Origin of the sequence: Microbacterium sp. NPDC086615 (assembly GCF_040686055.1) — a bacterium.
Lineage (GTDB): Bacteria > Actinomycetota > Actinomycetes > Actinomycetales > Microbacteriaceae > Microbacterium.
The window spans coordinates 53,505-76,748 of record NZ_JBFBJJ010000005.1 but is presented as its reverse complement, the minus strand read 5'-3'; the positions used below and the strand labels follow the sequence as shown (position 1 = coordinate 76,748).

Here is a 23,244-nt window from a genome sequence, read left to right as displayed (position 1 = left end):
GGGGAGGATGCCGCGGCCCGACCCGTGTGGAGGTCGAGCGCCCCGTTCGAGGGCTGGGGAGGAGGAGTGTCAGCCGACCGTGACGGCGGTGATCTCCACCGGAGTCGCGGGCGCACCGTCTGCGGCGCCGCCCTCGACGCCGGCCTGGCCGATCTTCTCGACCACGGCGAGGCCCTCGGGCGACATCTTTCCGAAAACGGTGTACTTCGGCGGCAGCTTCGTGTCGGCGTAGACCAGGAAGAATTGCGAGCCGTTCGTGCCGGGCTGGCCGGTGTTGGCCATCGCGACCGTTCCCGCGGGATAGGTCTCGTTGCCGTCGAGTTCGTCGGCGAACGTGTACCCCGGCCCGCCGCGACCCGTTCCGGTGGGATCGCCGCACTGGAGCACGAAGATGCCCTGCGTCGTGAGGCGGTGGCACTGCGTGTCGGTGAAGTACTGCTGCTGCGCGAGCGACACGAAGCTCTCGACCGTGCACGGCGTGCGCGCGCCCGTGAGGGTCATCGGGATCTGCCCCGCCGAGGTCTCGAGGGTGACTTCGACATCCCCGGTCGGCCGCTCGGTGTCGGCGCTCGGAGGGGTGACGTCGACCGAGGGCTTCCCCGACGTGGGGTAGGCGCACGCGCCGGCCGCGCTCGGCTCGCTCGCGGGCGGCGCGGAGGGGGTCGGCCCCGCACATCCGGCGAGCAGGAGCAGGGCGGAAGCGGCGAGAGCCGCCGAGATCAGTCGCGTGCGCACGCGCTCCAGGGTAGAGCGCCCGGGGCGTGGCATCCATTCGCTGTGCAGGCCTGCGGAGGCGGTGTCGGACCCTCTCGATAGGATGGGGTGTACCGCCGGACAACATGCGAGGAGCACTCATGCCCGGAATCGTGATCGTCGGCGTCCAGTGGGGCGACGAGGGCAAGGGCAAGGCCACCGATCTGCTCGGTGAGCGCACCGACTGGGTGGTGAAGTTCAACGGCGGCAACAACGCCGGCCACACCGTCGTCATCGGCGACGAGAAGTACGCGCTGCACCTGCTGCCCAGCGGCATCCTGTCTCCGGGGGTCACCCCCGTCATCGGCAACGGCGTCGTCGTCGATCTCGAGGTGCTGTTCAACGAGCTCGAGGCGCTGAATGCGCGCGGTCTCGACACCACGCGCCTGAAGATCAGCGCCAACGCGCACATCATCACGCAGTACCACCGCACGCTCGACAAGGTCACCGAGCGCTTCCTCGGCAAGCGCATGATCGGCACCACCGGCCGCGGCATCGGTCCGGCCTACGCCGACAAGATCAACCGCGTGGGCATCCGCGTGCAAGACCTCTTCGACGAGAACATCCTGCGTCAGAAGGTCGAGGGCGCCCTCGACCAGAAGAACCACCTGCTGGTCAAGGTCTTCAACCGTCGTTCCATCACGGTCGACGAGGTCGTCGAAGACCTGCTCTCCTACGCCGAGCGCGTGCGCCCGATGGTCGCCGACACCTCGCTGCTGCTGAACGAGGCTCTGGATGCCGGCGACGTCGTCGTCTTCGAGGGCGGCCAGGCCACCATGCTCGACGTCGACCACGGCACCTACCCCTTCGTCACGTCGTCGTCCGCGACGGCGGGCGGCGCCTCGACCGGCTCGGGCGTCGGACCGAACCGCCTCGACCGGATCGTCGGCATCGTGAAGGCGTACACGACGCGCGTCGGATCAGGCCCCTTCCCGACCGAGCTGTTCGACGAGAGCGGCGACTGGCTGCGCTCGCGCGGCTTCGAGTTCGGCACGACCACGGGTCGTCCTCGCCGCGTCGGCTGGTACGACGCCCCGATCACGCGCTACGCGACGCGCATCAACGGCATCACCGACCTCGTGCTGACCAAGCTCGACATCCTCGGCGGTCTCGAGCAGATCCCCGTCTGCGTCGCGTACGACGTCGACGGTGTGCGCTTCGACGACCTGCCCGTCAACCAGACCGACTTCCACCACGCGAAGCCGATCCTCGAGTACTACCCGGGCTGGAGCGAAGACATCTCCACCGCGCGCACCTTCGACGACCTGCCGCAGAACGCGCAGGACTACGTCCTCGCGCTCGAGAAGATGAGCGGAACGCGCATCTCGGTCATCGGCGTCGGCCCCGCGCGCGACCAGGTGATCGTGCGACACAACCTGATCGACTGACATGCGCTTCTGGGTGGGGGCCTACGCGGGCGACGCGGGGTCGGCCGAGGGCATCGGCATCCTGCAAGCCGGAGACGCCGATTCGGTCTGGGCATCGGGTCCTCTCGGCATGGTCGGCACCGCCGTGCCCGCGCCCGGCTCGGCGTCGTGGCTCGCCGCCCACCCGACGCACGACCTGCTCTATGCCGCGCTCGAATCCGACGGCACGGTGCAGGCCTACCGTCGCACGAGCGAGACGCGCCTGACCCCGGTCGGCCCCGCGATCGAGGCGGGGGAGTCGGTCTGCCACGTCGCGGTATCGCCCGACGCGAGTTTCCTCGTCGCGAGCTGCTGGAGCGACGGACGGGTCGTCCGGATCGACCTGGATGCCGCGGGCCGCCCGTCGCGGCCCCGGATCGCCGCCGAGGCCATCGATCCCTGGGGCTCCGACTCCCCGGAGACCGGCGTCTCGACCGGCGCGCGCGTCTCCGGTGCCGTGGTCCCCGACCTCGCCGCCGCCGCGCGCGCCCTGCGCGAAGCCGCCGGCGACGAGTACGGCGACCTCGTGCCGGCGTACGACGCCGTGCCCGAGACCGACGCCGAGTCCGAGGAGGCCGCGATCGGCCCCCGCGTGTCGCGCACGCACCAGGCGATCTTCCTCCCCGGCGGTCTCGTCGTGACGACCGACATGGGCCTCGACCTCGTCCGGTTCTGGCGCTCGAGCAGCGACGGCCTGAGATTCGTTCAGCAGGTCGCGCTGCCGAAGGGCAGCGGCCCGCGGCACGGGCTGTGGCATCCGTCCGGTCACCTCTACGTCGTGACCGAGCTCAGTCGCGAGGTGTTCGTCCTGGCTCCGGATGCCGAGACCCGCTGGCGCGTCATCTCGGGGCAGCCGCTCCTCGGCAGCCTCGACACCGACACCGCGGCCGAGCTGTGCGCGAGCCGCGACGGCAGCACGCTGTACGCGGGGGTGCGCGGCAGCGACACGATCGGCGTGCTGGCCGTGCGCGGGGCCGGCGAGGCGCTGCAGTTCACCGCTCTCGCCGACGCGGGAACCCACTGGCCGCGGCACCACGTGGTCGTGAACGACACACTCCTGGTCGCCGGGCAGCTCGCCGACGAGATCGTCTCGCTCCCCCTCGATGCCCGCACCGGCGTGCCCGGTCGCGTTCGTCACCGCACCGCGTCGCCCTCGCCGACGCGGCTGCTGCCGATGCGCTGAGGTGGCACGCGAGGAGACCTGGATGCCGTTCGTCGACCTGCACTGCCACGGAGCACTCGGCCACGGCTTCGACGACGCCGACCTCGACGGCGTGCGCGCCGCGGTGGACCACCATCGCGCGCACGGGACACAGGCCCTGCTCCTGAGCCTCGTCAGCGCCCGCGTCGACCGCGTCGCGCGCCGTCTCAGCGAGTTGGCCGAGATGCTCCCCCTGCTTCCCGGAGTCGCGGGCGTGCATCTCGAGGGACCGTTCCTCGCCCCCGGCCGTCGCGGCGCGCACGACCCGGCGGCTCTGACCGTTCCCTCGTCGGAGGCCGCTGAGCGTCTGATCGAGGCGGGGGACGGCATCGTGCGCTCGGTGACGATCGCTCCCGAACTTCCCGGCGCGGGCGAGGCGATCGAGCGGTTCGTCGCCGCCGGGGTCGTCGTCGCGGTCGGCCACACCGAGGCCGACTACGACGCTGCCGCCGCGGCGTTCGATCGCGGCGCGCGCCTCCTCACGCACGCGTTCAACGCCATGCCGGGGCTCGGGCATCGGGCACCCGGACCGGTCGGCGCCGCTCTCGCGCGCGATCACGTCGTGCTCGAGGTGATCGCCGACGGTGTCCACGTGCACCCCGTCGTCATGCGGACGCTCTTCGACGCGGCTCCCGACCGCGTCGCGCTCGTCACCGACGCGATGTCGGCGACGGGGTTGGGGGACGGCTTCTACCGGCTGGGCGGACTGGACGTCGAGGTCCGCGACGCGCAACCCGTGATCGCGGGAACGGACACCCTTGCCGGCTCGACCCTGACGATGGACCGGGCCGTCGCCGCGGCCGTCTCCGCGGGAGTGCCGGAGGCCGTGGCGCGAGCGGCGGCCTCGACGGTCCCGGCCGGAGTGCTGTCGTGAGCGCTACTTCTTGGCATCCTGTCGCGGGATGACGATCTGCTTGATGATCAGCAGGACCGAGGCCGTCACGGGGATCGCGACCAGGGCGCCGAGCAGGCCGAGGAGCGTTCCGCCGACGAGCGCGCCGATCACCACGAGCGAGCCGGGCACCGAGATCGTCCGGTTCATCACGCGGGGCGTGAGGAGATATGCCTCGACCTGCATGTAGACGAGGTAGACGATCGCGAAGATGAGCCCGGAGGTCGGGCTCACGATCAACGTGAAGACCGTCGCGACCGCCCAGAACAGCACCGATCCGACGAGCGGGATGAGCGTGATGCCGAATGCGAGCGCGGCGAGCAGGGCCGCGAAGGGCTGCTGCAGGATCGTCAGCACGATGAACGCGAACACGGCATTGCACAGGGCGAGGACCACCATGCCGGCCAGGTACCCACCGACCGAGTCGGTGATCTGTCCGGTCATGTCGGAGACCGTCGCGCGGCTGCGGGCGGGAGTAAGCCGAACGAGGCTGTTCTTCATCTTCGGCAGGGCCGCCAAGAAGTACAGGCTCAGCACGAGCACGATGATCGCTCCCGAGATGAACGTGCCGATCGTGATGCCGACCTGCAGAAGGCCGCCGCCGATGGCCGCGATGTTCGTCGGGTTGGTGACGAAACTCTGCACCTCTTTGAGCACGTCGCCCAGGCTGTCGCCGAAATTCGCCTCGACCCAGCGGACGGCGTCGCTGCTGATGAGATCGTTGACGAAGGTCGGGATGTCGCCGACGAACTGCTCGACCTGCCGGACGACCGGTGGGATCAGCAACCACAGCGCCGCGGCCAGGATGACGGCGAGGCCGCCGAACACGATGACGATCGACCACGCGCGGGAGATCCCGCGGCGCACGAGCATGCGCACCAGGGGATCGAGCGCGAGAGCCACGAAAAGCGCGATCGCGATGTAGATGAGCACGGTCGACAGACTCGAGAGCGCGAGCCCGAGAAGGATCGCGGTGAGGCCGCCGAGGGTCAGGAAGAAGCCCGCCGCGTAGGGCCGTGAGATCGCGGACCAGACGGGACGGTCGCGCGAGGTGGATTCGCCGGCGTCGGCGCCTTCGGCAGTCGGGTCGGGACGCGTCGATCGGCTCATGGTCACACTGTAGGGGTCGGCTGAGAGCTGACGACCGTGCGCGCGCCCGCGCGATAGTCTCGGATCGACTCGGGAGGACACATGACGGACGCCGACCCCACGACGATCCTGCAGAACCTGCGGGGCAGCATCGACAACATCGACGCCGCGCTCATCTTCCTGCTTGCCGAACGCTTCCGGTGCACCAAGCAGGTCGGCGTGCTCAAGGCGAAGCACGGGATGCCGGCATCCGACCCCGCTCGCGAGGAGCAGCAGATCGCGCGCCTCATGCGACTCGCCGAGGACGCCGATCTCGACCCGGCCTTCGCCGAGAAGTGGTTCAACTTCGTCGTGGCGGAGGTCATCCGTCACCACCGCTCGGCTGCCGCGCACCCCGCGGACTGATTTTCGCTCGTCGTAGGGGCCTGGCGGCCTCGCCCCTCGCGCGAGATCGACGATCATGTGCTTACGGAGTGGATGTGAGCGACACCCTGGACGACGGATCGCTGCTTCTTCGCAACGCGCGGGTGTGGCGCAGACCGGACGAGAGCGTGTCCGGCCCGCAGGACGTGCTCCTACGCGGCGGTCGTATCGCCGGCATCGGGCTGAGCGCGAAAACGGATGGGGGCACGCCGGAAGTGGATCTCGCGGGCCGAGTGACGACCGCCGGCTTCTGGAACTGTCACGTGCACCTCACAGAGGCAGTGTGGTCTGAGCGATCTCGTGCGCACGCGCCGGGTCTTCAGTCCGCCATCGACGACATGATGCTCAGTCGGGGCTTCGTGACGGTGGTGGATCTGGGCTCGCTCCCGCGGACGACGAACGCCCTCATTCAAAGAATAGAGACGGGTCAGCTTCGCGGTCCCGCGATCGTGACCGCGGGTATCGGGATCCGGCCTTGGCGTGGCATCCCGTTCTACATGAGGGATCTCGTCCCCTGGTTTGCGCGATGGATGCTGCCCATGCCGTTGACCCGGGTCGGCGCTCGGTGGGCGGTTACCTCTCAACTGCGAACGGGGGCGGGCGTCGTCAAGCTCTTCACGGGCTCCTACGTGACCCCGGAGAGAGTGAAACCGATGCGTGCCGCGGTGGCGCGCGCTGCCGTCGAGCAGGCACACCGACAGGGGGTAAGAGTCTTCGCTCACCCGTCGAACCGGTCGGGAACAGCCGTCGCGCTCGATGCGGCTGTCGACGCGCTTGCTCACGTTCCCGATGACACAGAAGGTACGGCCGAGCTCCTGGCGGAGGCGGCGCGACGCGGGATGCGGATGATCCCCACGCTGCACATGTTCGCCTCCACGGTGAGATCGGACCCGGAGTATCTGCGCCCGATTCACGAGGCGCTGAGCGACTTCATCCGGCACGGGGGCAAGGTGCTGTTCGGCACCGACGTCGGCTACATGCCGGAACGGGAGACTCGACCGGAGTTCGAAGCGATGGCGGATGCCGGCATGAGCGTCCAAGACATGCTTCGCGCATTGACCACCGAACCCGCTTCCTTCTTCGCCGACGAGGAGCGCGGTGCGGTCGACGTCGGCCACCACGCCGATCTGACGATCCTCGACACCACATCGGAGAACGTGCGGCCCGCGGATCTCGCCCAGATCTACGCAACCATCAGGGGCGCGAAGAGGATCTGGCCCGCCTCTTTCTTGTAGCGATTCCATTCCGCACCATTCCTCCCATTGCCCCCCTCCGTTGCCGCCCCGACACCCAACCGATGCGATGCGACACGCCCGGGACGACCGCGGTGTCGGCGGTGTCGGCACCCGCTGAGAGGATGACGCACGCGCGCGCGCGTGCCACGCGGCATCCGGAATCGCAAGACGGTACGCGAACTTGCCAGTCGATCCATCAGCATGAAAACGTAGTGACGGCCCGGTTTTGGGCCGCCCACTCGACCAGTCCGCGGTCGTGGTGACGACTCGGGGGAGTCGACACCGCGAGCGTACGGTCGGCAGTCGGGGCCGCGGGATCCGACATCCCGCGCCAACGCGCTCCACCCCCCCCTGAGCGCCGGCGACTGCCACCCGGGCGTGACCGATGCGGCCACCCGAGGCCGCCGAGGTGCACCAGTGACACATCCGCCTGCCCTTGCGCCGCGCCCTTCCGCGACGCCGGCTCTAGCCGCCAGGAATCTGTTCAAGGTCTTCGGACGCTCTCCGCAAGCCGCCGTCGAGAAGCTCCGCTCCGGCGCGCGCCGCGACGAGATCGCCGACCACGGGACCGCCGCCGTCATCGACGCGAGCTTCGAGGTCCAACCCGGCGAGATCTTCGTCATCATGGGTCTCTCGGGTTCTGGCAAGTCCACGATCATCCGCATGCTGAACGGCCTGCACGAGGCGACCGCCGGCACCGTCGAGGTGAAGGGCGACGCCCTCACCGGCGTCGGGGCCTCGCGCCTGCGGTCGCTGCGCCGCGAGCGCCTCGCCATGGTGTTCCAGCACTTCGCGCTCCTCCCGCACCGCACGGTGGCGGCCAACGTCGCCTACCCGCTCGAGCTCCGCGGCGTCGGCAAGGCCGAGCGCCTCGCGAAGGCCGACGAGATCCTCGCGCTCGTGGGTCTCGAGGGGTGGGGCGACAAGTTCCCCTCGGCCCTGTCGGGCGGCATGCAGCAGCGCGTCGGCATCGCCCGCGCGCTCGCCGCCGACACCGACATTTTGCTGATGGATGAGGCGTTCAGCGCCCTCGATCCGCTCATCCGCCGCGAGATGCAGGAACAGCTCATCGAGCTGCAGCGCACGCTGAAGAAGACCATCGTCTTCATCACTCACGACCTCAACGAGGCGATGTTCCTCGGCGACCGCATCGCCGTCATGCGCGACGGACGCATCGTGCAGATCGGCACGCCCGAAGACATCCTCACCGACCCCGCCAACGACTACGTCGAGCAGTTCGTGCAGGACGTCGACCGTGCCCGGGTGCTCACCGCCGGCAACGTCATGGAGCGTCCGCGTCCGCGCGTCGACGCCTCGGCCGGTCCGCGCACCGCGCTGCGGCAGATGCGCGACGCCTACATGTCGGCCGTGTACGTCACCGCCCGCGACCGCAAGCCGCTCGGCATCATCACGGATCGGGATGCCATGAAGCTGGTCCGCGCGGGCGAGAGCTCGCTCGCGTCGAAGCTGCGTCCGCTGCCGCAGAGCGTCCGCGAGGACGACGTGCTGATGAACCTGTTCGTCCCCTCGGTCGAATCGCCCCTGCCACTCGCCGTGCTCGACGCGGAGGGACGCCTGGCCGGCGTCATCCCGCGTGTCACGCTGCTCGCCGCCCTCGGCCCCGGCCCCAGCTCCACGGAGGAGATCACCGTGCTCCCGCAGCCCCTGCCCTCCGCCGAGATCGACGCGGTGCTCGAGGCCCCGGTCGCGGCCTCCGAGACCGAGGGGGTGCGCTGATGGACGGCTTCCGTATCCCGGTCGGCTCGTGGGTCGACGCCGGCGTGGACTGGCTCCGCGACAACCTCTCCGGATTCTTCGACGTCATCGCCGTGACCGTTCGCTTCCTGGTCGGCGGGCTGAGCGACGTGCTGCTCGCCGCGCCGATCGTCGTCGTGATCGTCGTCGCGGCCCTGCTCGCGTGGCTCCTGCGCTCGTGGAAGCTCGCCCTCGGCACGGTGATCGGCTTCGCGCTCATCCTCGCGATGGGGCAGTGGGTCACCGCGATGCAGACGCTCGCCCTCGTGCTCGTCGCGACCGTCGTCGCGGTGGCGATCTCGGTTCCCCTGGGGGTCTGGTCGGCCCGGAACGCGACCGTTCGCGCGGTGCTCAAGCCGATCCTCGACTTCATGCAGACGATGCCCGCCTTCGTCTACCTGATCCCCGCGATCACGTTCTTCAGCATCGGCGTCGTGCCGGGTGTCGTCTCGACCGTCATCTTCGCGCTGCCCCCGGGGGTGCGTCTGACCGAGCTCGGCATCCGTGGTGTCGACTCCGAGACCGTCGAGGCGGGGCAGGCGTTCGGCGCGACGCCGGGACAGATCCTCCGCGGCATCCAGCTCCCGCTCGCGATGCCCACGATCATGGCCGGCGTCAACCAGGTCATCATGCTCGCTCTGTCGATGGCGGTCGTCGCCGGCATCGTCGGTGCCGACGGCCTGGGCAAAGAGGTCGTGCAGTCGATCTCGACGGTCAACCTGCCCAAGGGCGTCGAGGCTGGCCTGAGCGTCGTCATCCTCGCGGTCTACCTCGACCGGCTCACCGCGGCCCTCGGCAACCGCGCCGACAACCGCTCGTCGCTACTGGCGATCCTGGGCCGTCGTCGGGTCGCCGGATCGACGGATGCCACGGCTCGCCCCGCCGCTCCGGCACCGGAGCCGGCTGCCGAGGCGTCGGAATCGCGCACCCCGGTCTCGACCGGCGCCTGAGTCAGCGGCATCCCTCTCTCCCTCGTGAGGGGTCGGGTGCACCGCCCCCTCACGCGGAAGAACCAACGGAATCACGGACGAAAAGGAAGAGAACACAGCAATGAACAAGCGACACCTCACCAGTGCCCTCGCCCTCGGTGCCGTCAGCGCCCTCGCTCTCGCCGGCTGCGCCAGCGGCAACCAGGCCGAAGGCGGCTCGGGTGGCGACGACAGCAAGGGCACCATCACGCTCGGCTTCCTGCCCTCGTGGACCGACGGCCTCAGCACCGCCTACCTGCTCGAGGACCAGCTCGGCAAGCTCGGCTACACCGTCGAGATGCAGACCCTCACCGAGGCGGGTCCGCTGTACGCCGGTCTCGCGCAGGGCGACGTCGACATCTACCCGTCGGCCTGGCCCGAGCTGACGCACGCGGATTACATGGACAAGTACGGCGACAAGATCGACGACCTCGGCGCGTACTACGACAACGCCAAGCTCACGATCGCCGTCCCGAGCTACGTGGACATCGACTCGATCGACCAGCTCAAGGACAACGCCGCGCGGTTCGACGGCAAGATCTACGGCATCGAGCCGGGCGCGGGACTGACGAAGCAGACGCAGGAGGTCGCGATGCCGGGGTACGGCCTCGACGGCCTCGAACTCGTGACCTCGTCGACCGCGGCGATGCTCACCGAGCTCGACAACGCCATCGCCGCCCAGAAGGACATCGCGGTCACGCTGTGGCGGCCCTTCTGGGCGAACGACGCCTACGACGTCAAGGACCTCGCGGACCCGCAGGGGCTGATGGGCGAGCCCGAGGCCCTGCACTTCCTCGGCACCTCCGGCTTCGCGGAGAAGTACCCGGATGCCGCCGAGCTCATCGCCGGCATCACGCTCGACGACGAGCAGTACGGCTCGCTCGAAGACCTCGTCGTGAACGAGTACGGCGAGGGCAAGGAGCCCGAGGCCGTGCAGGCGTGGCTCGAGCAGAATCCGAGCGCGTTTTCGACGCAGCGCTGACGTGACGAGCGGCGGCGGTCCCCTGTGAGGGGGTCGCCGCCGCGCGCCACTCGTTGCGCGCCGCCCTCCGCGCCGCCGCAGGTCAGCGGATCGCGCGCGCGGCCGTGAACCTGGTGACGAAACCCGGGTGCCCGGCGGGCATCGCGAGCACCGAGTCGGGTGCGCGGCCGGCGAGCTGCGGGAAGCCCGCGTCCGCGACGAGGTCGTCGTCGAGCGCGTCCAGCCGGGCCTCGACGAGCGGCCACGGCTCGTGGGTGTTCGCGGCCCAAATGGTGCGGCCGAGGTGCCGCTCGTGGAAGCCCCATCGGGCGGTCAGGAAGCGCGACAGCGGAGTGTCGACGGTGTCGGTGCCCCGTGTCGCGCGCACGCGGGTTCCGGGATGCCGACCCCCGTGGCGCCGCGACCGGAACTCGATTCGCGCGCCGTCGGTGCGTACCCCCGCTCGCGCCCACCGATACGGCAGGCCGAACAGCGCGCGGGCGGCGAGGACCGGCGCGAGATGCTCGGCCTCGAGGGTGCGGAACACGACCCCGCGGCGTCCCTCGTCGTCGACGGCGTAGGTGCGGACGTTGATCTCGGTGAAGGTGCCGAGGAGGGGCACCGGCGGAAGCGGCAGGAAGCGGAACTCGCTCAGCGCGAACGGCACGAGACCCACCCACGCGGAACCGTCGTGAACGTCGGGGCGGGTTCCGGCCGGCAGGAGCGGCGCGACCTCGGCCGGGTCGACCCGCCAGTGCACGAACACCGCGCGATTCCACCGCTGCGCGATGACCGCGCGGCCGGGCAGGTCGGGGGCGTGTCGTTCGGTGTCCACCGGCTCATTCTGGCCCCGGCGTCGCCGCGCGGAGGGAGACTGGACAGATGGCCCCCTCATCAGGTGCGGACCCTCGGCTCGTGGCATCCATTCGCGAACTGCTCGCGGCTCGGGATGCCGATAAGACGATCTGTCCGTCGGAGGCCGCCCGCGCGGTGGGCGGCGACGACTGGCGCGACCTCATGCAGCCCGCGCGGGACGCGGCGCACGAGCTGGTCGGTCTCGGCGAGGTCGAGGTGACGCAGAAGGGCGAGGTCGTCGACGTGATGACGGCACGGGGTCCGGTGCGGATCCGCCGGAAGCGCTGAGCTACGCGGCGGTTCCCGTGCGGCAGCGCGGGCGGGACTGCCGCGGGGTCAGACCGCGGGCGCGGATGGAGCGGAATCGGATAGGTGAACCGGAATCGGATGCCGCCGGGCCGCGCGTCCGATTCTGGTGCGGTGCCCCGATTCCGGCGCGGTGAGGCGCGACCGCGCGGCTCGGAGCGGGGTCAGACCGCGGGCTCGGGCGGCGTCCGCGGTGCGGGCTCAGCGCCGCGCGGCAGCTCGAGCGCGACCTTCTTCTCGAGCTCCTCGACCGCGTCGTCCGAGAGCCAGATCAGGCCGTCGAGCTCCTCGCGCACGCGCTTGTACGCGAGCTGGCGCTCGTTCGGCGTCGCGGCTTGGTCGGTCGCGACCGTGAGCAACTGCTTCGCGGTGTCGAGACGCTTGCGCTCATCGGGCGAGAAGGCTGCGTCCTTCACTCGGCGGGCATCGCGTTCGGCCACCTCGAACGCGACCTCGTAGTCGGTGACGGCGTCGCGGTACTCCTTGAGCCGCTCGGGGGAGAGCGTCTCACCGTCGCGGGGCCGGAGGTTGTCCGCGACCTTCTTCGCGCGCAAGAACGCGGCGGTCAGCGGCTGGCGGCCGTCGCTCATCGCCGGGTAGGTGATGAGCTTGTCGGCGTCGAGCTCGTACTCCAGCCAGCGGTGCGTCACGGCGTCCTGCGCGGCGATGATGCGCTGCTGGTCGTCGATGCCGACGGGGGCTGCCGCGAGGGGAGCCGCGGGGGCTCCGCCCTGCGCGCGGATCAACTCGATCTGCTCCCGGTGCCGACGGCGGGCCTGCACTTCGCGGCGCTTGATCACGCCGTTCACCGCCCCCATCGTCATCCCGAAGAGCGGAAACACGAGCCACCAGTAGCTGCCCGCGAATGTCCAGAAGTCGTGCACCCCCGTCATGCTACGCCGGTCCGCGATGACGACCTCGCCGGGATCACTCGGGGTCGGCGCTCTTCCGGCCGCGCTTCGTGTTCCGTTCGTTCCAGCTGCGCGCGGCGGCGCGCCCCATGGACTCCATCGACCGGGCGAGGGCGCGCTGGGCGGACTCGGCGAGATCGGATGCCATGCGACCCCACGCCTCGGACCCGTCGAACGTCGGAGGCGGGGTCTTGTCACCGTGGCGGGCGATGCGCTCCGCGTGGTCGAACGCGTTCACCGTGCGGCGGACCGCGTCGCGGTACGCGAGGAAGTCCGCGGGTTCGAGGCGCGTCTGTGCCGATGCGGGGCGAAGCCACTGCGCCTTCTCGTGTGCCCGGAGGAACTCGGCGAGCAGAGGCGACCGAGAATCCGACATCCCCGGGAAGTCGATCGCGAGCGCCGGATCGGTCTCGTAGGCCATCCAGCGCGCCAGAACGGCGTCGTGTTCAGCGAGCAGACGGTCGACCGGCAGGGGCGCGCTCCCGCCACGGATGGCCGGGAGCATCGCCTGCGCGGCCTTGACTGCGGCTCGTCGCGCCCGCAGATCGGCCGTCGCGGCGCGCAGAGAGTGCTGGGCCGCGACGAGGCGCGCTCGCGCCGCCGACACGGCTTCGGAAGAGCCTCGGGATGCCGCCCGCTCCGCCTGTGCGCGAACCACCTCGGCATCGGCGATCTTGACCTCGGCTCGCCCGCGGGTGATGGCCTGCCGTGCGGTGAGGAGGTCGAGCTGCGCCGCGTCGAGTTCGAGTCGACGGGCCGCGTTCTTGCTCATCGGGCGGGACGCCCAGGCGCGAGCCGCGCGGTCCCCCGTGGTGGTGGCGCCGGAGGGAAGAGCGCGCTGCTGACGGGAGCGGCGCACGCCGATCCAGCCGAGTGTGCCGGCACCGGCCGCCGCGGGCCCGATCCACCACCACTCGGCCAACAAGACCATCAGCGGCTCCACGCTCCCATGCTACGTCGGGCATGCGACGCGTCGCTTGCCGTCGGGCCGGATTCCGCAGGGGCCGGGGCGGGGGCAGGACCGGGGCGGGGGCAGGGGCTGGGACCGTGGCCGGGGTGGGGGCCGGGGCTGGGGCTGGGGCTGGGGCTGGGGCAGGACCGGGGCCGGGGCCGGGGCCGGGGCCGGGGCCAGGAGACGCGGACCCCATCGATCCGTGGTCGCAGATTCGGATCAGTGCAGCGGATTCGGATGAGATCGGAGTTTTCGTCCGGATCTGCTGCCTCGGTCCGATTCTGCGCGGGCGGTCGTGCGCGCGCGGGCAGCGCGGGAGTCACGCGCGCGGAAGCAGCGCGCACCGGAGCAGCGCGCACCGGAGCAGCGCGCACCGGAGTCGCGCGCGCCGGGCGTCCCGCCTCGCGTCAGCCGAAGATCAGCGTCAGCACCGTCGCTCCGCCGCCCGTGAGGACGAGGGCTGCGATCACGACCCACGCGGTCACCTTCACGCGGCGCTGTCGTTTCTCATCGAACACGGACATGTCGTCGTCGTTCGTCACCGCGTCTCCTCTCGGTGTGGGCGGGCGGTTTGGGGCGGGCGAGTGGTTCGGGTCCGGCGGGCCGAGCCTCAGGCCACCGGCTCGGCGACCGTCGGACCGAAGACCGCGGGGAGCGTCTCGGTCGACAGGCGACGCAGCTCCGCGACGGGCACCGTGAAGACATCCTGGATCTCCAGGGATGCCTCGGTGCCGGGCTCGACGTCGGTCACGCCGATGCGGAGCACCGGGTATCCGCGGCCATCGCAGAGGCCGCGGAACTTCACGTCTTCCTCGCGGGGAACGCTCACCAGCACGCGCCCGGTGGACTCGCTGAACAGTGCGGCCGTGGCATCCACTCCGTCACGCTCCATGAGTTCGGTGAGCCACACGCGCGCGCCGACGCCGAAGCGCATGACGCCCTCGGCGAGGGCCTGGGCGAGACCACCCGACGACAGGTCGTGAGCGCTCGAGACGAGTGACTGCGACCCCGCGGCCTGGAGCAGCTCGGCGAGCTTGCGCTCCTGCGCGAGGTCGACCTTCGGCGGGCGACCGCCGAGGTGGTCGTGGATGGTGCCCGCCCACTGCGAGCCGTCGAGCTCGTCGGCGGTGACGCCGAGCAGGTAGAGGTTCTCGCCGGCATCCTGCCATCCGCTCGGGATGCGGGCTGCGACGTCGTCGATGATGCCGAGCACACCGACCACCGGGGTCGGGTGGATCGGCTGGTCGCCGGTCTGGTTGTAGAACGAGACGTTGCCGCCCGTGACGGGGATGCCGAGCTCGAGGCATCCGTCGCTCAGGCCCTCGACGGCCTGGCTGAACTGCCACATGACCTCGGGGTTCTCGGGGCTGCCGAAGTTGAGGCAGTCGGTGACAGCGGTGGGCACAGCTCCGGAGACGGCGACGTTGCGGTACGCCTCGGCCAGCGCCAGCTTCGCGCCGTTGTAGGGGTCGAGCTGGTTGTAGCGGCCGTTGCAGTCGGTCGCGATTGCGAAGCCGAGGCCGGTCTCTTCGTCGACGCGGATCATGCCGGCGTCGTCGGGGAAGCTCAGCGCGGTGTTGCCGAGCACGTAGTAGTCGTACTGGTTCGTGATCCACGAGGTGTCGGCGAGGTTGGGGCTCGCCACCAGCGTCGTGAACTGCTCGCGGAGGGTCTCGGCATCCGACGCCCGGGGAAGTGTCGCGGCGGTGTCGTCGTTCAGCGCGTCGATCCACGTCGGGTAGGCGACGGGACGCTCGTAGACGGGGCCGTCGACGGCGACCGTCGAGGGGTCGACGTCGACGATGCGCTCGCCGTACCAGTCGATGACGAGGCGCCCGTCGCCGGTGACCTCGCCGAGGACGCTCGTCTCGACGTCCCACTTGCCGACGACGGCGAGGAACGCATCGAGCTTCTCGGGCGCGACGATCGCCATCATGCGCTCCTGCGACTCCGACATCAGGATCTCTTCGGGAGTCAGCGAGGGGTCGCGCAGGAGGACCTTCGACAGTTCGACCTTCATGCCGCTGTCACCGTTGGCGGCGAGCTCGCTCGTCGCACACGAGATGCCCGCGGCCCCGAGGTCTTGGATGGCCTCGACGAGGTCGTCGCGGTACAGCTCGAGGCAGCACTCGATCAACACCTTCTCGGCGAACGGGTCGCCCACCTGCACCGCGGGACGCTTGGTGGGGCCGCCGTCGGCGAAGGTGTCGGATGCCAAGATGCTCGCGCCACCGATGCCGTCGCCGCCCGTGCGGGCACCGAACAGCACGACTTTGTTTCCCACACCGGTGGCGTTGGCGAGCTTGATGTCTTCGTGGCGCATGACGCCCACAGCGAGGGCGTTGACGAGCGGGTTGCCCTGGTAGACGGCGTCGAACACCGTCTCGCCGCCGATGTTCGGCAGGCCCAGGCAGTTGCCGTAGAACGAGATGCCGCTGGTGACGCCGTGCACGACGCGCGGGGTGTCGGGGTGGTCGATCGCGCCGAAGCGCAGCTGGTCCATGACCGCGACCGGGCGCGCGCCCATCGAGATGATGTCGCGCACGATGCCGCCGACGCCGGTGGCCGCGCCCTGGAAGGGCTCGATGTAGCTCGGGTGGTTGTGCGACTCGACCTTGAAGGTGACCGCCCAGCCGTCGCCCACGTCGACGACGCCGGCGTTCTGCCCCATGCCGACCATGAGCCGGGTCTTCATCTCGTCGCTGACCTTCTGGCCGAACTGACGGAGGTAGATCTTGCTCGACTTGTAGGAGCAGTGCTCGCTCCACATGACCGAGTACATCGCCAGCTCACCGCTGGTGGGGCGGCGGCCCAGGATCTCGCGGATCTTCGCGTACTCGTCGCTCTTGAGGCCCAGGGCGCCGTACGGCTGATCCTTCTCGGGCGTCGCGATGGCGTTCTCGACGGTGTCAGCAAGAGCTGTGCGGGCGGCGGGGTTCGGGGTGGTCACGCGGCTGAGCTCCAAGAATCGCAGGGGCCGGACGGGCATCAGTCTAGTTGGGGCCGCCGATCCTGAGCCGCCGACGTGGACAGGTCGCGGCCTCGGCCCCGCTGGGGAGGAGCAGTGGGGTGTGGCATCCGTTCTGCGGGTCCGGGTGCGGCCGCCGGCGCGGGCCGCCGTCGGTGCCCGCGCCGTCGTGCGGAGTTCGGCGGCCACACGCCGGTTCCGGATGCCGCGGGGCGGCGTGTCTGGGGAAAAGTCCGCGTGACGGTGCGTGGGCAGCTGCCGTTCCGTCGCGACCCGCGGGCTCCGCCGGACCGCGCGGCGGCGGCGAAACGTGCGCGAGACATACCGGCGGTAGCGTGCGTCGCATGTACGACGACTTCGGACGCTGATCGGGCCTCGGCCCCCGCGCGACCGCCGACCGGCGCTCGCCTCTTCAGCGTTCCCACCGACCTTCGGATGGTCGGGTGGGATGACCGAACAGGACTACTGCCATGTCTTCATCCGATTTCGCCAACGTCGTCGGCCTCGCCGGCGTCACGCTCGTCGTCGTCAGCTACTTCCTGCTGCAGATCGGCAAACTGCGCGTCGAACAACTGAGGTACTCGCTCGTCAACGCGATTGCCTCGATCCTCGTGCTGATCTCGCTCGCTGCCCACTGGAACCTCTCCTCGGCCATCATCGAGGGCTTCTGGCTTCTGATCAGCCTGTACGGCTGCGTGAAGTGGCTCCGCGGGCGTCGAAAGGCCGTGTCGACGTCGTGACGGCGCCGGGAACCGGTCGTCGTGCGTTGCGATGGCCGGTTCTCGGCATCCTGCCTTTCCCGTCCGCACCGTCGTGCGGAGGTCGGCGTCGACGCGCCGGTTCCGGATGCCGCCGGGCGGCGTGTCTGGGGAGGACTCCGCGTGACGGCACGTCGGGGGCCCGCCCCGGGTTGTGCCCGGAAGGGGAAGGCGACAGGCTGAGCGGCACCGGACCGAAAGGCGTGCCATGGCCATCCTCAATTTCCAGCTCGTCGTCTCGGGCGACCTCGCCGCGGCGCAGGACGCCACGCGGTCGGCCCTCGAAGCAGCGGACTTCACCGTGACTGACAAGGGCGACCACTGGAAGGCCGCGCACGGCAGCATCGCCCGGACGATGTTCCAGGGATTCATCACGAGCGAGGACTCGCTGCGCGAGGTTCTCGACGTGACCTTCACCGATCTCGGCGGCACGGTCCAGGTCGATCTGCACCGTCCGATCTTCCAGCCGGGCGGCGGCAACGACGACGGTCTCGTCCAGGTGAGGCTCTACGACGCCTATAAAGAGGCGGTCGGCAAGGTCGCCGCCGACCTCGAGGGCCGCGGCATCCTGGTCAGCAGCAAGATCTGAGGCGGGCGGCCGCGACGTTCCGTCAGGCGGAGTCCGGGCGCGACGCGCCGGTTCAGGATGCCGCGGCACGGCGTGTCGGCGATGATCTCCGCGTGACGGTCCGGGGCGTCATGCCCGACGCCACCGCGCAGAAGCATCGCATGAGAAGGAGGGCGACATGACGTCGACGTGCGCCATCGTCGGCGGCGGACCCGCGGGGCTGGTGCTCGGACTTCTGCTCGCGCGGAGTGGCATCCGGGTCACGGTTCAAGCGTGATTCCGGCGTTCGTCATCGGGGTCGGCCCGCGGCCGGAACGGGCGCCGAGCTGGGCGCGGCCCGAGAGCGACTGAGCGGGGCCACGTGGGGGATGGCGGGCGTCTGGGGCCGAGGGGCCCGCGGGGGCGATCCGGGCGGAACGCGCGCGGTGCCGGTTCCCGAGATGCGCTGGATCCGGAGACACACGCCAGATCCGGACGGAATCGTGAGTTCGATCCGGATCTGCGTTCGTGATCCGGATCCGGCGCGCACGGCCTGGGCGGGTGCCGCTACCATCGCGCCATGACCTCTCCCGTGGCGCCGGTGCGGACGAGCACTCTCGCGGTGATCGGCTTCATCGCGGCGTTCATCGTGCCGATCGCCGGTCTCGTGATCGGCATCGTCGCGCGGAATCAGCTCGCGCGGCCGGACAACGTCGAAGCGGGCGTCGGGTTCGCGCGGTGGGCCATGATCATCGGGGCGCTCGGAACAGCGGCAAATGTCGTGTTCATCGTCATCTGGGCATCGTTCATGACCCGCGCGTTGTCGTCGTTCTGATACCCGAGCAGCGCGATCGCCGAAGGATTGACTGTGCCGCTCACTGGGTGGGCGAACGAGGAGCTTCAGTCGTCTTCCTCGTCATCCGAACTGGCGACCTGTTCGATGCGGACCTGGAACTCGGGGATCTCGCGCACGGTTTGGGTGAGAGAGATCACCTCGCCCGCCCACTCGATCGGCGGAGTGGGGGACGAACCCAATTCCGCACGAGCAGCTTTCACATCGACATTGTCGCTCCATTGCCAGGCGAGAAGCGGGGTCAACCCGTGCTCGGAGACCTCAGAGCAGAAGAGATCGATGGCTTCGGTGACCTCCGGTGCCGTGGAATCGATCCACGACGAACCTATGGTCACAGTCGTGGCTCCGCGTTCGATCGCCAACGCGTGAGCTGCCCAATCGATACGCAGCGTCACTTGGATCCAGCACTTGGACTCCGCATCCATCCCGCGAAGGAGGAAGTGCGAGACCCAGCGACGCGTGACCAGTTTCGTCGCGTGGTCGAGTGATCGTGGGCTCGCTGATATCGCTCGGCGCAAAGCGACTCGAACCTGGTGCACCAAGAGCGACAGTCGAGCGTGGGATGACGAGTTCGAGGAGGATCGCGAGTGGGAGCCGGTCATCACAGGGCCTCCTTGCTGTCTCGTCGACTCGAAGCGAGCACCTCGGCGCTGCGAAGAATCGATTCGACCGTCGGCGGTGGAACGATCGGATCGTGTCCATCTCGGATGAGCGCGAGGAGTTCCGTGAGGGAGCGCTTTGCTATCGCATCCGACAACGACGTGTTCTGCGCGAAGGCGACGGCATCCGCGAAGAAGGAAACGGGCTGCGTGGGGTGGTTCGTGACGAGCACCTCGGCGAGGCCTTCGAGCCCTGCCGGGAGGATGTCCGCCACGACGAACGTTCTCTCCGCGACAGTCGGTTCCCAGCGGAAGAGGTCGGAGCGACCCGTGCGCATGACGGGCGCGTGGAGAAGCGAGAAGTCGTTGCCGGTGAGGATGATGGGGACCCGGCGGGTGTCAAAACCCTCCACGATGGTCGGAGAGTCCGACAGGTTCATGAGGGCGTTGTTGACCATCTGTCGGTTCATCGTGTACTGGACGTTGGCGCCCCAGCTCCCGAGCGCGGTGTCGATGTCGTGGATGACCAGGGCGGCACCGAGTGCTCCGCCCCTGAGCGCTTCGCCCGCCTCTCGGTACGTGTCCCGAATGAGTTGAGCGGGGTACCCGGCATTCGGGCTCTCAAGTTGGTCCCCCGCGATCGAGAAGACTTTCACCCCAGAGTCGCCGGCGACCGCGTCGACCGCGAAGGTCTTGCCGCTTCCCGGCTCGCCCTCGATGCAGAGGATGAGTGGGATGTGTCGCAGCGCGGCGGCGGCGAGGTTGCGGAAAAGATGCAGCTCGATCCGCTCACGCAGGCGGTGTGGCACCGGGGACGTCATCGCGCATCCGCCTCTCGGCGCTTCCGTACGCGTTCCGCCAGCAACTCGAGAGAGTTCTTCGAAGGTGATGAAGAAATGGCGCGTGCCATCCACGTCACTTCGTCGTGGCCACCGTTCGCGGGCGACCCGGTCGCGGACAGGGCGGGTCCGGGAGGCGGTGCGATCGGAGGCATGTCGGGAATTTCAATCGGCGTGCCGTCTCGGATGATGATGGGGCCTTGAAGGGACGGGGAGATCCTCAGACCCGCTATGCCTTCCACCAATCGGGTGACCGCGTCGATCACCGCGTTCGGATCCGGCGACCCATGTGAAGCAGTGAGGCGCTCGATCTCGAGTTCCAGCTTGCGGATGCGGAGTTTGCGTTCCTTGCCGTCGAGCCAGTGCCGGAGAATGTCTCGCGCGATGCCGATCGGGGTTGTCAGCAGGCCGGATGGGGTGCCCGTCGGTTCGATCATGGTCGCCATTCTGGCGATGGAGAACGTTCGTGTAGTCGTTGCTGGCTGTGGTCCACCCTGTGATGCCACGACCTTCACCCTCTCGCCTTGAACTGCGGGGTGAGACTGCGGGGTGTTGACGCGGCCCGCATCGACGATGTCTCCGTCCGCCCCTTGCTGTTGTCGACAGCGGGGATGACGGCCGGATGAGCTCAGACCCTCAACTCGCGGTCTTCGCGATGCGGACCCGGATGTCTTTCATCAGCGGCTGGTCGCTCTGGCGGCTGTAGTCGTCGGGGCCGAGCAGCACGTTGAGCTCGGGGAAGTACCCGGCGGCGCTGCCGCGCGGGGTGTCGTACTCGAGCGCGCGGAAGCCCGTGACGCTGCGCACCGAGCCGTCGCGCGAGGTCGCGACGATGTCGACGAGGTCGCCCTCGGCGATGCCGCGGTCCTTCATGTCTCGGCGGTGCATGAACACCAGCTCGCGGATGTTGCGGACGCCCCGGTACCGGTCGTCGGCCGAGTAGATCGTGGTGTTCCACTGGTCGTGGGAGCGCATGGTCTGCAGCACCAGCACGTCGGCCTCTTCGGGGATGACGTTCGGCAGCTCGGCATCCGAGAACTCCGCCTTGCCCGACGGCGTCCGGAAGTCGCGCTCGCGGGCCGGCTGCGGGATGCGGAAGCCGTACTGCTGGCGCACGAGCTCGTTGAAGCCCTCGAACCCGGGCAGCACCTTCGCCATGGTGTCGCGGATACGGTCGTAGTCGCCCACGTACCACTCCCACGGCGTCGCCGAGTGGGGCATGGTGGCGCGAGCGATGCGCGCGATGATCTCGGGCTCGCTCAGCAGGTGCGGAGACGCGGGCTTGCGGGAGCCGAGCGAGAGCATGACGGAGCTCATGGCATCCTCGGTCGAGATCGACTGGGGGCCTGCCTCTTGCACGTCACGCTCGGTGCGGCCGAGGCACGGGAGGATGAGGGCCTGCTTGCCGTGGGTGAGGTGGCTGCGGTTGAGCTTGGTGCTCACGTGGACGGTCAGCTCGCAGCGGCCCATGCCCTCGGCGGTGAGCTTCGTGTCGGGAGCAGCCCGGACGAAGTTGCCGCCCATGCCGACGAACACCTTCAGATCGCCCCGGTGCAGCGCAGCCACCGTGTGCACGGTGTCGAGGCCGGGCTCTCGCGGCGAGGTGATGCCGCACACCTCGTCGAGCTTCGCGAGCCACTGCTCGGTGGGCTTGTGGTTGATGCCGCACGTGCGGTTGCCCTGCACGTTGCTGTGGCCGCGCACCGGCGAGGGTCCGGTGCCCTTTCGTCCCACGTTGCCGCGCAGCAGAAGCAGGTTGACGATCTCGCGCACGGTGTCGACGCCGTGCTGGTGCTGGCTCACACCCAGGCACCAGCTGATGACCGTCCGGTCGGCGCTGAGATAGACGTCGGCCGCCCCGCGGATCTCGGCTTCGGTGAGCCCCGCCTGTTCGACGAGCTGGTCCCACGGGGTCGCTTCGACCAGAGCGCGGTACTCATCGAGCCCGGTCGTGTACTGATCGAGGAAGGCCTGGTCGAGGGCGCTCGGGTCGGTCTCGGACGCCTCGAACACGACCTTCGCCATGCCGCGCACGAGAGCGAGGTCGCCGCCCGGGCGAACCTGCAGGTTCATCGTGCTGGTCGGCGTGCTGTGGAACGTCGCCATGTCGACGATCTCGTGCGGCACGATCGTGCGCGTGCCGGCGACCTCGCGCAGCGTGTTGACGTGCACCACCTGTGCGCCGCGGTCGATCGCCTCGGCAAGGCTCGTGAGCATGCGCGGAGCGTTGGAAGCCGCGTTCACACCGAGCACGAAGAGGGCGTCGCAGGTCTCCCAGTCTTCGAGGTCGGCGGTGCCCTTGGGGGTGGCGAGGGATGCCGTGAGCCCGCGCCCCGAGCCCTCGTGGCACATGTTCGAGCAGTCGGGGAGGTTGTTCGTGCCGAGCTCGCGCGCGAACAGCTGGTAGAGGAACGACGCTTCGTTGCTGAGTCGCCCCGAGGTGTAGAACGCCGCCTGGTCGGGGGAGTCGAGAGCGGTGATCTGCTCGGCGATGAGGCGGAAGGCGTCGTTCCACGAGATCGGCACGTAGTGGTCGCTGGCGGCGTCGTAGACCATCGGACCGACGAGGCGACCGGCGTCTTCGAGAGCGAAATCGGTCCACTGCGACAGCTCTGTCACCGAGTGCTCGGCGAAGAACTCTTTGCCGACGCGCTTGTGCGTCATCTCCCAGGTGACGTGCTTGATGCCGTTCTCGCAGATGTCGAGCGCGACACCCTTGTCGTCGGGCCACGCGCACCCGGGGCAGTCGAAACCGCTCTTCGGGTGGTTCATCGTGAACATCGCCCTGGTGCCCGCGATCGGCTGGCGTTGTTCGAGCAGCACCTTGCCGACGGTGAGCGCGGCGCCCCACCCGGCGGCGGGGTGCTCGTACTCGCCGGTGCTCGACCAGTCGCCCGTCACGGCCGGTCCGAGGCCGCCCTGGCGGGGCTTCTCGGTCATCAGGCCGAACGATTCACCCATGCTCACCCTCCG

The 23,244-nt window shown here is 69.5% G+C and carries 24 protein-coding genes; 13 read left to right on the top strand and 11 right to left on the bottom strand.

All coding sequences use genetic code 11. The features are described from left to right. Nucleotides 1-69: 69 nt before the first annotated feature. Entirely contained in the window at nt 70-735 is a 666-nt protein-coding gene (locus AB0O24_RS07070) for a peptidylprolyl isomerase (protein WP_275801174.1), read from the bottom strand. A 119-nt stretch (nt 736-854) separates the two neighbouring features. Between AB0O24_RS07070 and AB0O24_RS07065 the strand changes: the two genes are divergently transcribed. Genes AB0O24_RS07065 through AB0O24_RS07055 form a run of 3 tightly spaced genes read left to right on the top strand, consistent with a single transcriptional unit; the run spans nt 855 to nt 4,234 of the window. Further along, nucleotides 855-2,141: an adenylosuccinate synthase gene (locus AB0O24_RS07065; protein ID WP_307383709.1), complete on the top strand. Its 1,287-nt coding sequence runs from the start codon at nt 855-857 to the stop codon at nt 2,139-2,141. 1 nt (nt 2,142) lies between these two features. Further along, complete coding sequence (locus AB0O24_RS07060) at nt 2,143-3,342, top strand: beta-propeller fold lactonase family protein (protein WP_363373619.1); 1,200 nt, start codon at nt 2,143-2,145, stop codon at nt 3,340-3,342. A gap of 22 nt (nt 3,343-3,364) precedes the next feature. Next, entirely contained in the window at nt 3,365-4,234 is an 870-nt protein-coding gene (locus tag AB0O24_RS07055) for an amidohydrolase family protein (protein WP_363373616.1), read from the top strand. Nucleotides 4,235-4,237: 3 nt separating this feature from the next. On the opposite strand, the gene AB0O24_RS07050 is transcribed toward AB0O24_RS07055, so the two are convergent. Beyond that, entirely contained in the window at nt 4,238-5,362 is a 1,125-nt protein-coding gene (locus tag AB0O24_RS07050; RefSeq protein ID WP_363373613.1) for an AI-2E family transporter, read from the bottom strand. A gap of 81 nt (nt 5,363-5,443) precedes the next feature. On the opposite strand from AB0O24_RS07050, the gene AB0O24_RS07045 reads away from it, so the two are divergent. The 5 genes from AB0O24_RS07045 (at nt 5,444) to AB0O24_RS07025 (ending at nt 10,704) form a co-directional block, all read left to right on the top strand. Beyond that, the gene (locus tag AB0O24_RS07045) at nt 5,444-5,746 is read left to right on the top strand and encodes a chorismate mutase (RefSeq protein ID WP_058623337.1); all 303 of its coding nucleotides are present in this window, start codon (nt 5,444-5,446) and stop codon (nt 5,744-5,746) included. A 74-nt stretch (nt 5,747-5,820) separates the two neighbouring features. Beyond that, on the top strand, nt 5,821-6,999 hold the full coding sequence (locus AB0O24_RS07040; protein ID WP_363373610.1) for an amidohydrolase family protein: 1,179 nt from the start codon (nt 5,821-5,823) through the stop codon (nt 6,997-6,999). Between the two features lie 417 nt (nt 7,000-7,416). Beyond that, the gene (locus AB0O24_RS07035) at nt 7,417-8,736 is read left to right on the top strand and encodes a glycine betaine/L-proline ABC transporter ATP-binding protein (protein ID WP_363373607.1); all 1,320 of its coding nucleotides are present in this window, start codon (nt 7,417-7,419) and stop codon (nt 8,734-8,736) included. Then, entirely contained in the window at nt 8,736-9,704 is a 969-nt protein-coding gene (locus AB0O24_RS07030; protein WP_275798485.1) for an ABC transporter permease subunit, read from the top strand. Before AB0O24_RS07035 ends, AB0O24_RS07030 begins: the two co-directional genes overlap by 1 nt. A gap of 100 nt (nt 9,705-9,804) precedes the next feature. Then, nucleotides 9,805-10,704: a glycine betaine ABC transporter substrate-binding protein gene (locus AB0O24_RS07025; protein WP_363373604.1), complete on the top strand. Its 900-nt coding sequence runs from the start codon at nt 9,805-9,807 to the stop codon at nt 10,702-10,704. 82 nt (nt 10,705-10,786) lie between these two features. Here AB0O24_RS07025 and AB0O24_RS07020 read toward each other — a convergent pair whose 3' ends face one another. Beyond that, complete coding sequence (locus AB0O24_RS07020) at nt 10,787-11,518, bottom strand: DUF2071 domain-containing protein (RefSeq protein ID WP_363373601.1); 732 nt, start codon at nt 11,516-11,518, stop codon at nt 10,787-10,789. Between the two features lie 47 nt (nt 11,519-11,565). Between AB0O24_RS07020 and AB0O24_RS07015 the strand changes: the two genes are divergently transcribed. After that, complete coding sequence (locus AB0O24_RS07015) at nt 11,566-11,826, top strand: DUF3253 domain-containing protein (protein WP_275798022.1); 261 nt, start codon at nt 11,566-11,568, stop codon at nt 11,824-11,826. A gap of 182 nt (nt 11,827-12,008) precedes the next feature. Here the strand turns inward: AB0O24_RS07015 and AB0O24_RS07010 are convergent, their stop codons facing one another. The 4 genes from AB0O24_RS07010 to purL all read right to left on the bottom strand — a co-directional run bounded on the left by AB0O24_RS07010 (nt 12,009) and on the right by purL (nt 16,696). Next, nucleotides 12,009-12,737 carry a hypothetical protein gene (locus AB0O24_RS07010; protein ID WP_307383693.1) on the bottom strand — a complete coding sequence of 243 codons (729 nt, stop codon included), beginning with the start codon at nt 12,735-12,737 and terminating at the stop codon, nt 12,009-12,011. A gap of 34 nt (nt 12,738-12,771) precedes the next feature. Next, nucleotides 12,772-13,698 (bottom strand): hypothetical protein, encoded by a 927-nt coding sequence (locus tag AB0O24_RS07005; protein WP_275798018.1) that lies wholly within the window; start codon nt 13,696-13,698, stop codon nt 12,772-12,774. A 416-nt stretch (nt 13,699-14,114) separates the two neighbouring features. Continuing rightward, nucleotides 14,115-14,249 carry a hypothetical protein gene (locus tag AB0O24_RS07000; protein ID WP_275044580.1) on the bottom strand — a complete coding sequence of 45 codons (135 nt, stop codon included), beginning with the start codon at nt 14,247-14,249 and terminating at the stop codon, nt 14,115-14,117. 68 nt (nt 14,250-14,317) lie between these two features. After that, on the bottom strand, nt 14,318-16,696 hold the full coding sequence (purL, locus tag AB0O24_RS06995) for a phosphoribosylformylglycinamidine synthase subunit PurL (RefSeq protein WP_363373597.1): 2,379 nt from the start codon (nt 16,694-16,696) through the stop codon (nt 14,318-14,320). A gap of 449 nt (nt 16,697-17,145) precedes the next feature. Here purL and AB0O24_RS06990 point away from each other — a divergent pair, with 449 nt between their 5' ends. From AB0O24_RS06990 to AB0O24_RS06975, 4 genes are all read left to right on the top strand, one after another. Beyond that, on the top strand, nt 17,146-17,415 hold the full coding sequence (locus tag AB0O24_RS06990; protein ID WP_275798014.1) for a hypothetical protein: 270 nt from the start codon (nt 17,146-17,148) through the stop codon (nt 17,413-17,415). 226 nt (nt 17,416-17,641) lie between these two features. Next, nucleotides 17,642-18,022: a hypothetical protein gene (locus AB0O24_RS06985; RefSeq protein ID WP_363373594.1), complete on the top strand. Its 381-nt coding sequence runs from the start codon at nt 17,642-17,644 to the stop codon at nt 18,020-18,022. Between the two features lie 157 nt (nt 18,023-18,179). Further along, nucleotides 18,180-18,278, top strand: coding sequence for an FAD-dependent monooxygenase (locus tag AB0O24_RS06980; RefSeq protein WP_275798010.1), 99 nt, complete (start codon nt 18,180-18,182; stop codon nt 18,276-18,278). A 282-nt stretch (nt 18,279-18,560) separates the two neighbouring features. Continuing rightward, nucleotides 18,561-18,815: a hypothetical protein gene (locus tag AB0O24_RS06975; RefSeq protein WP_275798009.1), complete on the top strand. Its 255-nt coding sequence runs from the start codon at nt 18,561-18,563 to the stop codon at nt 18,813-18,815. Nucleotides 18,816-18,880: 65 nt separating this feature from the next. Here AB0O24_RS06975 and AB0O24_RS06970 read toward each other — a convergent pair whose 3' ends face one another. From AB0O24_RS06970 to AB0O24_RS06955, 4 genes are all read right to left on the bottom strand, one after another. Then, complete coding sequence (locus tag AB0O24_RS06970; protein WP_275798007.1) at nt 18,881-19,228, bottom strand: hypothetical protein; 348 nt, start codon at nt 19,226-19,228, stop codon at nt 18,881-18,883. Between the two features lie 206 nt (nt 19,229-19,434). Further along, nucleotides 19,435-20,253, bottom strand: coding sequence for an AAA family ATPase (locus tag AB0O24_RS06965; RefSeq protein WP_275798005.1), 819 nt, complete (start codon nt 20,251-20,253; stop codon nt 19,435-19,437). Continuing rightward, on the bottom strand, nt 20,250-20,708 hold the full coding sequence (locus AB0O24_RS06960) for a hypothetical protein (RefSeq protein ID WP_275798003.1): 459 nt from the start codon (nt 20,706-20,708) through the stop codon (nt 20,250-20,252). The genes AB0O24_RS06965 and AB0O24_RS06960 overlap by 4 nt, the downstream gene beginning before the upstream one ends. Nucleotides 20,709-20,907: 199 nt before the next feature. Continuing rightward, complete coding sequence (locus AB0O24_RS06955) at nt 20,908-23,232, bottom strand: FdhF/YdeP family oxidoreductase (protein ID WP_275798001.1); 2,325 nt, start codon at nt 23,230-23,232, stop codon at nt 20,908-20,910. Nucleotides 23,233-23,244 lie beyond the last annotated feature (12 nt).

Coding starts and splice junctions, on each gene's coding strand:
- AB0O24_RS07065 (WP_307383709.1), top strand. CDS start 855: ATGCCCGGAATCGTGATCGTCGGCGTCCAGTGGGGCGACGAGGGCAAG.
- AB0O24_RS07060 (WP_363373619.1), top strand. CDS start 2,143: ATGCGCTTCTGGGTGGGGGCCTACGCGGGCGACGCGGGGTCGGCCGAG.
- AB0O24_RS07055 (WP_363373616.1), top strand. CDS start 3,365: ATGCCGTTCGTCGACCTGCACTGCCACGGAGCACTCGGCCACGGCTTC.
- AB0O24_RS07050 (WP_363373613.1), bottom strand. CDS start 5,362: ATGAGCCGATCGACGCGTCCCGACCCGACTGCCGAAGGCGCCGACGCC.
- AB0O24_RS07045 (WP_058623337.1), top strand. CDS start 5,444: ATGACGGACGCCGACCCCACGACGATCCTGCAGAACCTGCGGGGCAGC.
- AB0O24_RS07030 (WP_275798485.1), top strand. CDS start 8,736: ATGGACGGCTTCCGTATCCCGGTCGGCTCGTGGGTCGACGCCGGCGTG.
- AB0O24_RS07025 (WP_363373604.1), top strand. CDS start 9,805: ATGAACAAGCGACACCTCACCAGTGCCCTCGCCCTCGGTGCCGTCAGC.
- AB0O24_RS07015 (WP_275798022.1), top strand. CDS start 11,566: ATGGCCCCCTCATCAGGTGCGGACCCTCGGCTCGTGGCATCCATTCGC.
- AB0O24_RS07010 (WP_307383693.1), bottom strand. CDS start 12,737: ATGACGGGGGTGCACGACTTCTGGACATTCGCGGGCAGCTACTGGTGG.
- purL (WP_363373597.1), bottom strand. CDS start 16,696: ATGCCCGTCCGGCCCCTGCGATTCTTGGAGCTCAGCCGCGTGACCACC.
- AB0O24_RS06990 (WP_275798014.1), top strand. CDS start 17,146: ATGTCTTCATCCGATTTCGCCAACGTCGTCGGCCTCGCCGGCGTCACG.
- AB0O24_RS06985 (WP_363373594.1), top strand. CDS start 17,642: ATGGCCATCCTCAATTTCCAGCTCGTCGTCTCGGGCGACCTCGCCGCG.
- AB0O24_RS06980 (WP_275798010.1), top strand. CDS start 18,180: ATGACGTCGACGTGCGCCATCGTCGGCGGCGGACCCGCGGGGCTGGTG.
- AB0O24_RS06975 (WP_275798009.1), top strand. CDS start 18,561: ATGACCTCTCCCGTGGCGCCGGTGCGGACGAGCACTCTCGCGGTGATC.
- AB0O24_RS06965 (WP_275798005.1), bottom strand. CDS start 20,253: ATGACGTCCCCGGTGCCACACCGCCTGCGTGAGCGGATCGAGCTGCAT.
- AB0O24_RS06960 (WP_275798003.1), bottom strand. CDS start 20,708: ATGATCGAACCGACGGGCACCCCATCCGGCCTGCTGACAACCCCGATC.
- AB0O24_RS06955 (WP_275798001.1), bottom strand. CDS start 23,232: ATGGGTGAATCGTTCGGCCTGATGACCGAGAAGCCCCGCCAGGGCGGC.